This window comes from Streptosporangium vulgare (genome assembly GCF_042428775.1).
GTDB classification, from domain to species: Bacteria; Actinomycetota; Actinomycetes; order Streptosporangiales; family Streptosporangiaceae; genus Streptosporangium; species Streptosporangium vulgare.
In genome coordinates this window covers 463,106-478,157 of sequence record NZ_JBHMBS010000005.1, presented here as the reverse complement: position 1 = coordinate 478,157, position 15,052 = coordinate 463,106, and the positions used below count along the sequence as shown (strand labels likewise).

12 protein-coding genes are annotated in these 15,052 nt (G+C 68.9%); 9 read left to right on the top strand and 3 right to left on the bottom strand.

The features are described 5' to 3' along the window. Positions 1-541: 541 nt before the first annotated feature. The 3 genes from ACFFRH_RS14115 (at position 542) to ACFFRH_RS14105 (ending at position 3,263) form a co-directional block, all read left to right on the top strand. Entirely contained in the window at positions 542-1,132 is a 591-nt protein-coding gene (locus ACFFRH_RS14115; protein WP_344743425.1) for a helix-turn-helix domain-containing protein, read from the top strand. After that, positions 1,116-1,247: a hypothetical protein gene (locus ACFFRH_RS14110; protein ID WP_344743426.1), complete on the top strand. Its 132-nt coding sequence runs from the start codon at positions 1,116-1,118 to the stop codon at positions 1,245-1,247. The genes ACFFRH_RS14115 and ACFFRH_RS14110 overlap by 17 nt, the downstream gene beginning before the upstream one ends. A 108-nt stretch (positions 1,248-1,355) precedes the next feature. Beyond that, the gene (locus ACFFRH_RS14105) at positions 1,356-3,263 is read left to right on the top strand and encodes a hypothetical protein (RefSeq protein ID WP_386156797.1); all 1,908 of its coding nucleotides are present in this window, start codon (positions 1,356-1,358) and stop codon (positions 3,261-3,263) included. A 375-nt stretch (positions 3,264-3,638) separates the two neighbouring features. On the opposite strand, the gene ACFFRH_RS14100 is transcribed toward ACFFRH_RS14105, so the two are convergent. Next, positions 3,639-4,841 (bottom strand): hypothetical protein, encoded by a 1,203-nt coding sequence (locus ACFFRH_RS14100; protein WP_386156794.1) that lies wholly within the window; start codon positions 4,839-4,841, stop codon positions 3,639-3,641. Positions 4,842-5,199: 358 nt separating this feature from the next. On the opposite strand from ACFFRH_RS14100, the gene ACFFRH_RS14095 reads away from it, so the two are divergent. Further along, complete coding sequence (locus ACFFRH_RS14095; RefSeq protein WP_344749592.1) at positions 5,200-5,760, top strand: DUF1697 domain-containing protein; 561 nt, start codon at positions 5,200-5,202, stop codon at positions 5,758-5,760. A 159-nt stretch (positions 5,761-5,919) separates the two neighbouring features. Here the strand turns inward: ACFFRH_RS14095 and ACFFRH_RS14090 are convergent, their stop codons facing one another. Continuing rightward, the gene (locus tag ACFFRH_RS14090; protein ID WP_344749591.1) at positions 5,920-6,630 is read right to left on the bottom strand and encodes an alpha/beta fold hydrolase; all 711 of its coding nucleotides are present in this window, start codon (positions 6,628-6,630) and stop codon (positions 5,920-5,922) included. A 153-nt stretch (positions 6,631-6,783) separates the two neighbouring features. Between ACFFRH_RS14090 and ACFFRH_RS14085 the strand changes: the two genes are divergently transcribed. From ACFFRH_RS14085 to ACFFRH_RS14075, 3 genes are all read left to right on the top strand, one after another. After that, positions 6,784-7,629 (top strand): AraC family transcriptional regulator, encoded by an 846-nt coding sequence (locus ACFFRH_RS14085; protein ID WP_386156789.1) that lies wholly within the window; start codon positions 6,784-6,786, stop codon positions 7,627-7,629. A gap of 774 nt (positions 7,630-8,403) precedes the next feature. Further along, positions 8,404-9,261, top strand: a complete 858-nt coding sequence (locus ACFFRH_RS14080) for a hypothetical protein (RefSeq protein WP_344749589.1) — start codon at positions 8,404-8,406, stop codon at positions 9,259-9,261. A 122-nt stretch (positions 9,262-9,383) separates the two neighbouring features. Continuing rightward, on the top strand, positions 9,384-10,253 hold the full coding sequence (locus tag ACFFRH_RS14075) for a nucleotidyltransferase domain-containing protein (protein ID WP_344749588.1): 870 nt from the start codon (positions 9,384-9,386) through the stop codon (positions 10,251-10,253). Between the two features lie 113 nt (positions 10,254-10,366). On the opposite strand, the gene ACFFRH_RS14070 is transcribed toward ACFFRH_RS14075, so the two are convergent. After that, positions 10,367-13,567, bottom strand: a complete 3,201-nt coding sequence (locus ACFFRH_RS14070; protein WP_344749587.1) for a hypothetical protein — start codon at positions 13,565-13,567, stop codon at positions 10,367-10,369. Positions 13,568-13,872: 305 nt separating this feature from the next. Between ACFFRH_RS14070 and ACFFRH_RS14065 the strand changes: the two genes are divergently transcribed. Next, positions 13,873-14,817, top strand: a complete 945-nt coding sequence (locus tag ACFFRH_RS14065; RefSeq protein ID WP_344749586.1) for an acyltransferase domain-containing protein — start codon at positions 13,873-13,875, stop codon at positions 14,815-14,817. 44 nt (positions 14,818-14,861) lie between these two features. Beyond that, positions 14,862-15,038 carry a WD40 repeat domain-containing protein gene (locus tag ACFFRH_RS14060; protein WP_344749585.1) on the top strand — a complete coding sequence of 59 codons (177 nt, stop codon included), beginning with the start codon at positions 14,862-14,864 and terminating at the stop codon, positions 15,036-15,038. The last annotated feature ends 14 nt before the right edge of the window (positions 15,039-15,052 follow it).

The window sequence follows — 15,052 nt, the reverse complement described above, 5'->3', positions numbered from 1 at the left end:
TCCGCTTCTGTCTGAATACCTCATACATCCAGGCTGTCACCCGCGAAAACGATCCCGATCAACGGGGCACAAGCTTGTCACGCCTACGTTTCTTGATTAGTACAGCGATCTGGAGGCCTTCCACAATTAATGCGAGGCCCTACTCAAATTGTTCTGATTCACTTGGCAACTGGCCATTGACAACGCAGCTGGTGGCCGAGTCCACCGAGCGGACCTCAGGGTTGGCACGAGCAAGCGTGCGCCTGACGTCCCTCGAACGACGCCTGCCGGTGACCGGGCTCGCGCTCCACGTGCGGCGGGAGTCTGTCTCCCCTTGCGACAAGCGGCGTAACCGGTTGCCGCGGTGCCCATCACCGTGGCCGCGACCGTCGACGGCTCACGCCGGCGTCTAGATGAACCGTCGATTCGACATACTCGAATGCCCGGTGAGGAATCCGTCGATCAGTCGGGAAAGTCCACGAATCGAAACCCTTGACAAGGCGTCTCGCATTTATCAAGGCTGTGATCAGGTACCAAATCGAAGAGGATTCGAGTTATTCGAATGGTGACGACAGGAATGGCGACGATAAAAAATTCGTCGAGTACGACCAAGGCGTTCGGGCTGCTGGAGACGGTGGCGTCCGCCGGCACAGCGGGTGCGAGCCCGTACGACCTGGCAGCCGCGTCCCATGTCGCGGCCAGCACGGCCCACCGCCACGCCGCATCCCTGCTTGAGCTCGGCGTCCCGGAGAAGAACGGCGGCGGCCGGTACCGGCTCGTCGACATCACGATGACCAAGAAGGACACGATCGACCAGCCCGACCGGCCCAGCCGATTCGCGTACCGGGCCACGCGGATCGAATCCGAACGGCCATACATCGAGCTCTGGGCGGGCACGTCCGACAGGTTCTTCTCGGCGGTCCTCCAGCCGCACCGGACGGGCTCGTGGACGGAGTCCTCGGCGCTGGCGCTTGGGCTCGCCGACGGCGCCAACGCCACCGCCGACGGCGCCGCGCACGTCGGGTTCGCCCACGACGACGAAGGTGTGCCGGTCACGGCCAACGTGTTCACAACCCTCATCGGCCAGGACGTGACGGCCGCCCTGGTCGACGACTCGACCGGAAGCACGCTGACGAGTGCGACTCACGGGTGACGCGTACGTCTCGCACGAACTCCCGGCACCCGTCGAGTCCGGTGCGACCGCGACGCTCGTGCTCACCGATGGTGCCGGGAAGGAGTTGCCGCGCGCGAGCGTGACCGACGAGTGAACCGAACCAGCGCACATCGGCACCCGTGACGGGGGCCGCGCCTCACGCGCGGCCCCGAGGCCCGGAGCGGCACGAACGGACGCCTAGCTCAACGGAGAAGGAAGCGTAATGAGAGCAACAACTCGCAATCACAGGCGTCGCTCGGCCGTGACGGCCCTGAGCGTGGTCACCCTGGGGGCATCTCTGCTCCTCGCCGCGACACCGGCCGCCGCGATACCGGCCGCCGCGACGTCGGCCGCCGCGGACGGGCCCAGTGCCTCGATCATCTTGGGCGAGGTCAACGAGGAGAACGGTCTCCGCCAGATCGAGGAGGGTGACGGCACGACCGCACCCGTGACGGTCGGCGGGCGGAGCGCACGCAAGACCGTGCAAACCTCGGCACCGGCGCAGCACATGTACTTCCAGGTCGACGACGCGGTCGCCTTCGATGGCGCCTTCGTCGCGTGCCTGCAGGTCGAGTACTTCGACGAGGGCGGGGCCACATTCCGCGTCCAGTACGACTCGACCAGCAGCGCGTACGGCTCGACGGGTTCGGTGAACCGCACCGGGTCGAACACGTGGAAGACGGCGGGCTTCGAGCTGATGGACGCCCGGTTCGCCAACCGCGAGAACGGCGGCGCCGACTTCCGCGTCGAGGCGGGCACGGCCGGGGTGACCTTCCACAGCGTGAAGTTGACGATCATTCAGGACGACGACGGCGTGACCCCGCCGTGCGCGGCCGCCGATCCCGAGCCGGAACCCGTCCCCACGCGCTGGAGGCTCAAGTACGACGAGCCGTTCGAGAAGCGGATCCGCACTGAGGCCAGCCCGTGGGTGCTCGACGACTACAGCGAGCCGGTCGACGACTTCAACGACGACAACGGCGACCTCTACCGTCTTCAGCTCGGTCCGAAGTTCGACGCGGCGATGGCGACCATGCGGACCTACCGGCAGGAGACCAAGTTCGGCCGGGACGGCTGGCTCACGGCGTCCCTCTCCACGCGCGAGAGCGGCGGGCGGGTCGACGACAGCTATACCGACGCTGCCGAACGTCCGTCGATCAAGACGGAGAAGCTGGAGACCGCAGGCGCCGTCGCCAAGATCACCGTGCCTCACTACACAGGTGGCGCGATCATCCGCAACACCGAGCCGCTGCCGAAGTACTACCGCATCGAGTACGACCTCAAGACGCTCGACTTCGGCGGCTTGCGTAACGGCTCGCTGTTCTACGACGGCAAGTACAACGGGTACACCCTCGGGGAGTGCAAGACGTTCTACCCCTGGGTCGGCGACCCGAACGACATCGACCCGGCCGACCCCTGCGCCACCCGCTCCGTGCGGGAGGACAGCAACGAGGCGTACAACGCGTTCCACTTCATGTCGATCCTGGACTTCCCGGCGATGCCCCGGAACCTGGCGATGTACCACTGGCACCGCAAGGTGCTCATGGACCAGTTCAGCCCGGCCCCGTCCCGGAACACGGACGGCTACGACGTCTGCAACTCGCTGACCGGCGAGAAGTACCCCTGGGACCAGAGCAACCGCACCACGGTGAACATGCTCTACTTCACGGGTTCGCTCGGTCAGTCGCAGACGTTCGTGACGAGCTGCGACCGTCGGCCGGTTTCCGGCGTGCAGAAGTCGGCCGTGGAGCTGCAGCCCGAGCTGATGCCCCACAAGGACTACGCGTTCGCCATCGAGCGCACCGAGGCGGGTTACACGCTCGAGGTGAGCGGCGTCTTCAAGAACGTCGGCAAGCAGACCTACCGGTTCACCCGGGGCTTCATCGACGACGACGCCGGCGTGGTCGGGGCGAACGTCCCGATCTTCCACTACAACGTGGACGCCGAGGAGTACGACGGCCAGTTCAACACGTCGCACACCGCGCGGGGCGCGTTCGGCTCCAAGACGTGGGACAACCAGTGGCCGGCCGGCTCGGCCTACCCCGACTACTTCGTCATCGGTGAGCCGTACACGAACGTCGGTGAGGGCCAGGCCCGCATCGACAACATCCGGCTGTACGTGCCGAAGAAGTAGGCATGGGAAGGTCGCGGTCGAACTGACGCGGCCGCGCCCCTGGGACCTCGGACTGCCCCCAGGGGCGCGGCCTGCGCTCCGAGTTCACGCGACCCTTCAACCTTGACCATGTAATGAAAATCCTCGCGGATCGACCCGCCAACGCGATCTCGATCATGTACCTCAGGGGGCCTACATGGTCAGTTATCCAACGTCCTGGCAGCTCAGAGCACTGTTCACCTCAATGAGCCGCCACGCCGAGCGCTCTCCGGCGAATGATTGCCTTTGCGGTTGAACCAGTGTCAAACCACTTGGTCGTCTCCAACGGCGCCAACCCCTCGGCGTCCCGGGCCGTCGCGAAGTACGGATCCGCACTCCCGGAAAACCGCCGGCAACTCAAGCCGGGCAGTTGGAGACACCCACGCGGGCCAGGTCGGCGACCACCAGCCGGTTCCGAGTCGTTCGCCAGAAGACGAGCGGGCCGTCCTGCGGCCACGTACCGATCTTGATCTCACCCCATGGCATCGTGGCCCTGGTCAAGGCGTGGGACCCGAGCAACGCGGTCCGGCGGGTGCAGCGGTCGTAAACCTGGGTGACATGTCCGAGGCCCCCGGATCCCCAGGTCTGCGGAATGAAGTCATCTCCGTCGGCGGCCGACACGCCGACGATCGTCGGGACGCCGAGAAGGGCGAGCCGATCACGAATCAACGGCCTCATCAGGAGCGCGTCCCCCGGCACCGTGGTGCGGTCGGAACCATCCAGACGCAACACCGTCGCCTGCGTGACCTTCCACAACTCCTGCCGGTCCTCCCCCACACACCATGCGGGCCCGCAGGCCAGGCGGCGTTGGAGATCATCGATCTCGGTCACCTCGGTCTCCTGGCCCGTGTCAAGATTGACCACCGTCCGCTCGGACTCGTCATACGCCCACGGCCAGGAGCTCACTCGAAGACGCCTTCCCGGAAGCACCTGCTCGGGTTCGCCACCGCTCAGCGGCACCCGCCAGACGGCGCCGTCATAGCCCCACCAGACAGCGTGCTCACCGGCGATCTGAAAGCCGTGCACGTAGGCGTCCTCGGCCGGAACGTTTGGCGGCAGCCGCACCACCATACGCATGGGTCCACCTGTTCGCGGCATGGCCCACAGCTCGTAGTGACGTTGCCCACCAGTAGATGCGCCTGGCGCGTACCCCTTGACGAAGAACGCCACGTGGGACGTTCCGACAGCCGTTTTCTGGACCTCGAAACATCCGCCGCACGCCGCCCATTTGGGAGCCCGCGCCATAACGCGCTGCTTCTTGGTCCGCGTGTTGAAACCAATGAATTCCGTACGGCGCTCATGCGTCCTCAAGAGCAGATGATCACTGTCGAGTGCGCCAACGGGCCATAACCACGTGCCGTCCTTTCGTTCGGCGGGTACCACACTGACTGCTTCAGGCCAGACTTCATCGATCGGAGCAGGGCGCGGTAAGGCCGGGAGCTGCGCCGGCCGCTCCGGCACCCCTTCGTCGCGGGAGGTCCACGCCACCCCCAACGCGATCACCAGCAATACGGCCGCACCCGCACGCGTCACCGCGACCTGGTTCCAAAGACCGCTCATCTGCCGCCCCCGTACCCTGGCTCCAAATGCCACAGAATAGCGATGTATGAAGTGAGCAGTAAACCACACATAATCCTTGGAGCCTCGTCATGACAGAAGAACACGTCGGGGTGTCCGTCCCACTCGAATGCTCGACCGGAACTCGACACGGGTCGCCACGGGGTTCAGCCTCAGGCCACCGAATTAGAAAACCTTTCCGGCGCACTGCCGTGGCCCCTTTCGGCGGGATGTGATCCTGTGAGGCGAGGTTGCCGTACCGAACCCGAAAGCCCGCTGTTATCCGTGATCACGACTCCGACCTCGAAGGACGGGCGTTTTCCGGGTAACGCCGACCTTTGGTCACCAGTAATGTGTGGGGATGACGACGAAGGCGTACGCGGCGCTTCTCCGGGGCGTCAACGTGAGCGGCCACAAGAAGGTCCCGATGGCCGAGTTGCGGGCGCTGCTCACCGAGCTCGGCCACGGCGACGCGCGCACCTATCTGCAGAGCGGCAATGCCGTCTTCACCAGTGCCCTGGACGACGAGAAGGCGCTCGCGGCGCAGCTGGAGGGGGCCATCGAGAAGCACTTCGGCTTCGGCGTCGACGTCCTGGTGCGTGATCACGCGTATCTGAAGGCGGTGGCCGACGACTGCCCGTTCCCCGCGGCCTCGCTCGAAGGCAGGCAGCTGCACGTCACGTACTTCTCCAGGCCGGTCACCTCGTCGCACCTGGCGTCCTTCGACGCGGCGAGACACCTTCCCGAGGAGTTCCGGCTCGGCGACCGCGCGCTCTACCTCTACGTTCCGGACGGCCTGGGCCGCTCCAAGCTCGCGGAGGTCCTGGCGAAATTCGCACCCGCCGATGGCGTCATCGCCACCACCCGCAACTGGAACACCGTCACCAGGCTGGTGGAGCTGACCCAGGCCCCGCCCGCCTGACCGCCGCTGTGCACGACGGGCCGCCGTCCCACACCCCTGCGCGGCCTCCCGATCTCGGCCATGCGCGCCGAGCAAGCCGAGTACGTGACCCGTGGGGACACCGTGGCCCGGACGGCGGCATGAACGATCGGGGGCGGACGAACCGGGCTGGTGCGGCCCTCAGTGGCGAGCCTGTCGTCCGGGCGCCGAGGCGTCCGCGACCCGTTCGCCGAGCAGTAGTGCTGCGACCGCCTCGGGGGCCTCGTGCATCGCGTCGTGGCCGGTCGGGAGGTCGTGGACCTGCCAGTCGGGATCGGCCCGGAGCCGGGTGCGGAGTTCGGCGAACGGCGTCCGGTCCTCCCATCCCGAGCAGTGGACGAACTCCCGGCGGGGGACCTGGGCGAGCGCGCCCGTGAGCCGGATCGTCTGCAGGAACGAGGCGAGGGGGTGGGGGCGGCGGCGGGGATCGCCGCCGTCGGGCGGGCGGACGGCGTAACCGGTGGTCGCGGCGCCGGAAGCGAACACTTTCCGGAAGTGCTCGTTCGTCGACGACCAGCACGACTCGCCGTCGCGCGGGACGTAGGCGTCGAGATGCACCAGTCGTGAGATCCGGCCGCGGGCGCGGTCGGCGGCGGCGGCGATCACCATCCCGGCGTAGCTGTGGCCGACCAGCGTCGCGTCGGCGATGTGGGCGCGATCGAGGAGCCGCAACACGTCGCCGGCGTGCGTGTCGAGGTTGGCGGTCGCGACCGCCGCGTTGTCGTCGTCCGGCCGCAGACCCGTCAGGGTCAGGGCGTGAACGGTGTGACCGGCACGCTCCAGCAGCGGAACCACCGCCTCGAACGACCAGGAGCCCTTCCAGGCGCCGGGCACGAGGACGAACGTCGCCATGCGGTTCTCCTTCTCTCGCGAGCCGCGGCGTCGAGGCACGCCGCCTCGACGACAGGTGGTCCGCCCGGGCGCTCCGCCCGGCTGGGGACCACTTCGCACGGAGACAGTGTCACCAGGTCAGGGCGTGGCGTGCCACCGATAGAATGCCAACTTATGCCTGTTCGCCGCCAACCTCGCCGGATCGCCGAGGTGACGTCACATGTGTGGCCGTCCGGTGGGCGCCACCTCTGGCCGTCCGGCGAGACGAGCGCGGTGCAGTCGCACGCACGGGGACACCTGGTGTACGCGGCCAGCGGCGTCCTGGCGGTTCACACCGAGCGCGGCACGTCGGTCGTTCCCGCCAACCGGGTCGCCTGGACCCCCGCCGGGTTCACGCACTACCACCGCGCCCACGGCGACACCGACATGCGCATCGTCTTCCTCGCGCCGTCCCTCGCCCGGCTCATACCAGACCGTCCCGCCGTGTTCCTCGCCTCCGACCTCGCCCGCGAGGTCCTGCTCGCCCTGACCGGCCCCCGCGATGACGACGACGCCTCACCCGACCGCAGCCGCCCCGCGCGCTCTCGCCTCCTTCGGGTCCTCGTCGACGAACTCCGCGAAGCACACGAACAGCCGCTGCACCTGCCGCAGCCACGGGACGACCGGCTGCGGGCCGTCGCCCGGATGCTGTACGAGAAGCCGTCGGACAACGCCACGCTCACCGAACTCGGGAAGACGGTCGGAGCCGGCACCCGCACCCTCAGCCGGCTGTTCCGCGACGAATTCGGCATGACCTTCTACGAGTGGCGTACGCAGCTCCGCGTCTACCACGCGCTCGTGCTCCTCGCCGAGGGTCACGACACCATCCAGACCGCCCACGCCTGCGGATGGGCCAACCCCAGCGGCTTCATCGCGGCGTTCACCGACATCATCGGAACGACCCCGGGCCGCTACCGAAACCGTCGCCAGACCACCGCCCGCTCATCTCGGCTCCCGACGGCGGTCAAGTCCCCGGGGTGATCCGTACTCGCACCCCGGCCGATGTGATCCGCGATGGGACAGGAGCCGGCCCCGTGTCGCCCCGCGATTCCCGCACGACCACAACGGCGGCGCCAACCATCGGCTCGACCGCGCGAAAGACCGGGACAGCGCGACAGGTCGGGACCGCGCGATCGGGCTCGAAGCGTCGCCCCACGACGACCGAACCGAAACTCGTCGAGCCCGGCGGCCAGTCGGCGACGTTCACACCCTCGACCGCGAAGAGCCGCTTTCGCCCCCTGAGCTCCTTCGCCGTTTCGCGCCCCCGTGAAAAGCGAAACCCAACGGCCCCGACCCCGGCACCCGGAATACGCGTTCCAACGCGGTCAGGTGCGGTGAGTCGGGAGCACGGCGGTGACTCGACGGGACGGATCATCGCAGGTTGAGGCGGTGGTGAGGCTCTCCGGTCAGGGTCCGGGCGTCGGGCCCCGGCCGGAGAGCCTCGCCGCCGTATTACCGGGGCCCCGTTCTCATGTCAACTTACCTCGGTGCGCCTTTCCAATGACCTGTCTCATCGGCTTGACAGACCTTTAATAAACCGCCGTATTCCGGTTACCAGCGAAACGGGAAACGCTTTTCTGCATGGTGATAAATCCCCGGCCCGTCGGCCCGAATTTTCTGTGTGACAAAAAGGTGACAAATATATTGAAAGTCGGGCCGTAGCGGCACACACTCAGCGTGAAGAAAGCTCACCCCCCAGCCTTTGGAGCCGCAATGGACCGATCCGTAACCGGAATTCGCGGGCGCAGGAAAACGATGATCCGGCGCCTCGCCTCCGCCGTGGTCGCGATGCTCTCCGTGGCGTTCCTCTGCGTGCCGCCCGCCAGCGCTCTCGCGCTGCCGACACCGAAGGATCTGACCGCCTTCCTCGACCTCGAATGCTTCAAGACCAACTCGTACCAGCCGCCCGCCACCACGCTCACGCTGCGGCACCTCAACCCGGTGCTCAGCAACCTGCCGATCGAGACCGTCACCCTCGGCCCGCGCCAGCAACTGTGCGTCCCGGTCGCCAAGAACAACCAGGCGCCCCCCTCCCCCGCACTCGACTTCATCAAGTACATCGACCTGGCCTGCTACCGGATCTCGGGCACCACGGTGACCACGGGCCTCGTGCTCAGCCACCTCAACCCGCTGTTCCAGTCCCTGCCGCGCACCCAGATCTCCATGAACACCCCGCAGCAGCTGTGCGTGCCGGTCATCAAGAACGACGTGCTCCCACCGTCCGAGGTGCTGTCGCTCGTCCGCCACATCGACCTCAAGTGCTACGGCATCACCCCCAACGACCCGCTGAACCAGCAGCTGTCCCTGCGCCAACTCAACCCCGTCCTGACCCCGATCATCCCCACACACGGCGCGGTGGTCCTCAACGCCCGCCAGCTGTGCGTCCCGGTGCAGAAGGCCGGTGACGTCATCCCGGACGAGGTGCTCAAGATCGTCCGGTGGATCGACCTGGAGAAGTTCGACCTCTCCACCCCGGCCCTGCCCACGGTCTCGCTGACCCTGCGGCACATCAACCCCGTCCTCGCCGGTCTCCCGATCGAGCAGGCCGTTCTCAGCGGCGCCAGCCAGATCGCCCTGCCGGTCGCCAAGAACGGCAACTTCCCCCCGGGCTGATCCTTCCGGTCCCTCCGGACTTCCCGGTCCTTCCGGTCCTTCCGGTCTCTCCGGGCTTTCCGGGCCGGCCCGATCGCCCCGAAGCCCCTCCACCGGTTCCGGTGGAGGGGCTTCGCCGCTGTGTGATCGAATACGTCCCCATGGACGACACGGCGCTGGAGGCGCTCGCGCGGCGGCTGGCACAGGTCCCCGGGGTGGTCGCGGTGGTGCTCGGCGGCAGCCGGGCCCGTGGCACGCACCGCCCGGACTCGGACATCGACCTGGGGTTGTACTACCGGGGCGACCTGGACGTGACGGCGCTGCGGGCGCTGGCCGCGCGGGAGACCGGAGAGCCGACCGAGCTGACCGAGCCGGGCGGCTGGGGCCCCTGGGTCGACGGCGGCGGCTGGCTCACCATCGACGGTCAGCGGGTCGACTGGATCTACCGCGACCTGGACCGGGTCCACCGGATCTGGGCCGACTGCCAGGAAGGCCGCTACGAGGTCGGCGTCCAGGCCGGGCATCCGCTGGGCTTCCACTCCCACGCCTACGCCGGCGAGGTGGCCCTGTGCCGGGTGCTGGCCGATCCCACCGGCGAGCTCTCCGACCTGCGGGAACGCACCCGCACCTATCCGGAGGCACTGGGCACGGCGCTCGTGAACGGCCTGTGGGAGGCGGATTTCTCCGTGGCACTGGCGCGGTACGGGGCGGCCGGCACCGACCCCGCCTACGCCGCCGGCTGCCTGTTCCGCGCCGTCGGCGTCGCCTGTCAGGCCCTGCACGGCCACGCGGGCGAGTGGCTGGTCAACGAGAAGGGCATGGTGGCCTCGACCGGCCGACTGCCCACTGCTCCGAGGGACTTCGCCGCACGGGCGCGGAGACTGTTCGGCCACGTCGGCGAGTCGACGCGGCAGATCGAGCAGGTCGTGGCCGACGCGGCCGCCCTCACGGACGAGGTACGGGCGGCCGTGTCCCCCGACGCCCCCCGGGTCCGGTGGAACCGGTTCGGCTGACTCCCCTATCGGCCGGTGGGCCCGGCCTGCGACGAGTGGCCTTCGCCCGGCGTCCGTCCGGGGAACCTCGGGCGGACGCCGGGCGATCGGAATGCCGGGGTCAGGGGTAGGGGTCAGTAGCGTTCGCTGAGGTTGAGGTTGATCTCGGTGAGCAGGGTCTTCGCCTCGCCGTACTTGAGCAGGTTGGCGAGGTTGTCGGGGAGCTTGAGGGTGGCGTGCGCGTGGCGTACGGCCTGGCCCACGGAGCGCAGGTCCAGCCTGGCCGCCACCAGCGAGACGATCCTCGTGGTGGCGTTGACGCGCCGGTCGGCGAGGTTGAGGTAGGTCGTCAGCAGCTGGGCCCGGAGAAGCTGCGACTGGCTGAGCGAGAGGCCGAAGACGTCCCTCACCTCGGCGCGGGTGAGGACGCCGTCGGGGGCCGAGCCGTCGGCCCCGTCGAAGCGGGTGTCGGTCGCCTGGACGCGGGCCAGGAGTTCGGCGCTCTGCCGGTCTCCGTGCAGCTGCCAGGTGAGCTGCGGCCAGGGGTTACGGGTCGGGGTGACCTCGGTGATCTCGGTGGAGGCCGTGGCGCTCACCGGGGTGTAGACGCACCCGTTCGCGTTCCGGTACGTGGTGACGGCGGTGCCGGAGATCGTGCTGCCGCCGGCGAAGAGCAGGCCGGGCCGCGCGGTGAACTGGATCCCGCGGCTCTGGCCGCCGTCGAGCGTGCCGAGGGACCAGTTCAGCGTGGTCGTGCCGTTGGGGTTGGTGGTCACGGACGAGGGTCTGGGCCCGGCTCCCCGGTCGAGGGCCTGGCTGTAGTGGACCTCGGCCGGGAGGGTGTCGGTGAGGGTCACGCCGGTGGCGGCGGCGCTGCCGGAGTTGGTCACCGTCAGGTCGATCGTCATGGCCTCACCGGCGTTGACGGTCCGCGGCGCGCTCCTGGTCAGGGTGAGCCTGGGGGCGTGCACGGTGGTCGTGGCCCTCGCGGTGTTGTTCGCCGTGTTCACCTCGGGGTCGCCGCCGGCGTCCTTCGCCGTCACCGCCGCCGTGTTGGTCAGGACGGTCCCGTCGGCGACGTCGCACGCAACGCGGTGGTCGAAGGTCTCGGTCGCCGACCTGGCCGCGTCGAGGTACGGGGTCGTCCTGGTCACCGTGGTGCCGTCGGGCAGGGTGTCGGTCAGCTCGATCGCGGTGGCGGCGCCCGTGCCGACGTTGTCCGTCCTCACGCGGTAGGCGAGCGTGTCGCCGGGCAGGGCGTCGGCCCGGTCGACGGTTTTCGAAACGGCCAGGTCGGGGTCGTAGAAGCGGAAGAACTCGATCTCCCGCCGCATCACCCTGGTGAAGTCGACCTCGGATCCGTGGTCGGTGTTCGCCGTGCCGTCGGACAGGACACCGGCGCGGTACTTGAGGTTGTTCCAGTCACGGAAACCGAACAGCGTGGTCTTACGCGGGGCCGGCGCGTCGTCGTCGGCGTTGATGTCGACGGACACCGTGCCGGTGTCGAAGAGCGGCGCTCCCGCCGGGGTGAGGTTCCAGTTCCAGTTGAGGGGCCCGTTGCCCCGGCCGACGCGGTAGCGGCCGGCCGGGTCCGTCCATAACGTGAAGTCGGTGCCGTCACCGATCCCGGCGGACTCGTCCAGGCCCGCCTTGTTCAGCGGGGGCAGCGAGACGTTGGAGTAGTCGAGGCGGCGCTGCGCGGCGGTGATGTTGATGTTGTCCCTGAGCCGGGGGGCGGGCGGCGCGATCGGGATGCCGCCGGGATCGAAGTTGTAGTTCATCACGCTGAGGTAGTTCGGCTTGTTGTTCGTCTTCTCGTCACCGCCGTGCTCCAGGCCCAGCGCGTGTCCCAGCTCGTGCATGATCGTGCCCGACTGGTCGCGCACGGTCCCGACCTGGGCGTACTCCGAACCGGTCCCGAGGTCGTAGAGCTGCTCGTCGTCGGCCGGGAACGTGGTGTTCGCCGTGGTGTCGATGTCGCGGTCGGGTCCCACGTCGACGGTCATGTCGAGCTCCACGTCGTCACCCGCGCGGACCGTCTCCAGGACGCCGCCGGGGCCGGGGAAGATCGACGTTCCGGTCATCACGTCGTTGCCCGCCGGGACGGAGTCGAGATTTCCGTCGGGGCCCGGGGTGATCTCGCTGCCGCGGCCGAGCGCGTCGTCGCCGGCGGGCGTCGTCTCCAGGACGCCGTTCGCCCCGGCCGACACGCCGGCCAGCCGCCAGGACCCGAGCGTGACGACGAAGTCCTTCACGTCCGAGCAGCAGCGTCCCGAGTTACGGCTGGCGTTCTGCAGGTCGTGCGCGAGGATCGCGTAGTGGGCGTAGGGGCGCAGCCGGTGGTGCAGGTGGTTCCGTCGCGCCGTCGCGAACGCGGCGTCGTCCTCGGTCATGGTCGGCTGCTCGGTGACCGGGCTGCCGGGCACGTGGACGAAGTCGATGCCCTTGGGCTTGTGCGCGCCCGGATAGGGGCAGGACTGGGCGGCCGTGTTCGGCAGGTCCGCCGCGTCGAAGGCGTTCACGACCTCGTCGACGGCGGCCTGCTTGGGCTGGTGCGAGTGGCCGTTCGCGGCCCCGGCCATGTAGTCGAGCTGGACGACGACCGACCGGCGGCAGGGGTCCGCGCCGAGCCGGGCGAGGTCGGCGATCATCGCGCCGTTCACGTCCTTGACGCCGAAACGCTCGACCAGGTCGGGGATGCCGTCCTGGTCCCGGTCGACGAGAGGTGAGTGTTCGAGGCTGAAGCCGATCCTGACCTCCTTGCCGTCACCGAACTCGGGGAAGTTCGAGTCGCCGTCGCCCTTCGCGCAGGTCTGTCCCAGCTCGGGATCGTTGTCACACGGCGCGGCCGGTTCGACCCCGTCACCCGACCAACCGCCGGTGACCAGGTCGTACTCGACGTTGAGCTCGACGTCACGATTGGCCGGTGAGACGTCCATCCGGTCGTCGCCGAGGCCGCCGGTGTCGTCGTCGTCCCAGATGCGGACGAGGACCGGGATCTTCGTCTGGTCGTCCTGCAGGGTGACGTTCTGGGTGAACACCCACTTCTGGTCGCCGAAGTGCGCCTGGCTCGGCCGGAACACGTCGTCCGACACGGGCGCCCTGCGCTGGGTCCCGGCGGCGTCCCCGATCCTGACCTCGGGCAGGAACTCCCCTTCCTCGTCGATCCCGTCGTCGGGGACCTCGAACCGCTGGAAGTAGTCGATGCTGAACGTCACCGAGATGGTCGTGGCCGCCGCGGCGGGCAGGGCGGTCAGCAGCGGTAACAGCGCGGCCAGCAACACTCCGGCGGACGAGAAGACGATCAACCGCCGTCTCGTCGTTGTGATGGTCATGGGACACCTCGGCATATTCGGGAAAGTTGCCTCAGCGTCCGTCATGACCCGGCAAAAGCCATGAGTATCCCCATACTCAACGCGACCGCGGCCTCGGCTACCGAGCGGGGCCTCGGCTACCGAGCGCGGCGACGGCTACCAAGCGGGGCCTCGACTGCCGACTGCGGCCTCGGCTGCCGACCGCGGCCTCGACTGCCAAGCGGGACCTCGGCTGCCGCGCGGGGCAAGCCACCTTGAGGCGGAGCGAACCACCTCAAGGTGGATCAATCCGCCGCCCTGCGACACCGGCGGGTAGGATCATCCGCGTGGATCTGGACGCCGCCGCCGCCCGGCTCGGGGTGCGCATCGAGGACGTCGACCGCGTGCACCGCCTCGCCGGCGACCGGCCGTCGGCTCCGCTGCCCGCCAAGGCCGACGCGCCCGCGATCCTCGACCGGCTCGCGGTGCGGCCGGACGACGCCGCCGAGATCATGGCGGGCTGGCCCGACCCCGGCTCTCCCCTGTGGACCCCGGAGCTGCGCTGGCTGCTCGACCGCTCGATCGCCCTGGTCCGCGCCGACCTCGGGGGGCACGGCTGGCTGTCGCCCGGCCCCGAGCTGCCGCGCGAACGGGGTCCCGCCTGGCGGCATCTCTACGTGTACGCGTACCTGGCCCTGGTCGACGTCGCCACGAGCTACCATCGCGACCACGGCGTCGCCGACGCCGTGTCGTGGGTGAGCCTCGCGGACCTGGGCCGCAACCTCGCGATCGACCGGCGGATGCACGGTGAGGGCTGGCCGGTCATGCAGAGCTGGCTGACGCTGCACGCGCGCGGCAGCGTCTACGAGCTGGGCCGGCTGCAGTACCACCGCGGCGGCGCCACCATCGACCTGCACGTCCCCGAGTCGGGGCCGATGACCCCCGAGGCGATCGCGGCGTCGCTCGACGAGGCCCGCGCGTTCTTCCCGCGCCACTTTCCCGACGAGCACTACACGGAGTTCGCCTGCGGCTCGTGGCTGCTCGACCCGCAATTGCAGGAGTACCTTCCCGAAGACTCCAACATCGTCCGGTTCCAGCGGAGGTTCGAGCTGGAGCCCTACCAGGAGCCGGAAGGGCTGGACGCCGACGTCGAGGTGCTGCGGTTCGTGTTCCGTACCCTGACCACGCCGCTCGACCGGCTGCCGCGCCGCACCGCGCTCCAGCGCGCGGTCGTCGACCACCTGAAGGCCGGCCGCCACTGGTACTGGCGCCGCGGCCACTTCCCGATCTAGCCCCCCTGACGCCCGTCTCGTCTCCGGCGCCAGCGAGGACGACAGTGGCCGACGCCGCGACCAGGCCGCTCAGACAGCCGTCCGGACCGGTGACCGGGGTCGGCGTCCCGATGAGAGCCGGGGCAGAGACGAAGGTCGCCTTCGACGCCGACGGCTCCCTGCTCGCGACGTGCTGCCGCAGCGGCGCGGTCCAGCTCTGGCGGCTCTGGCCCGACGCCTAGGACATGGCTCGACC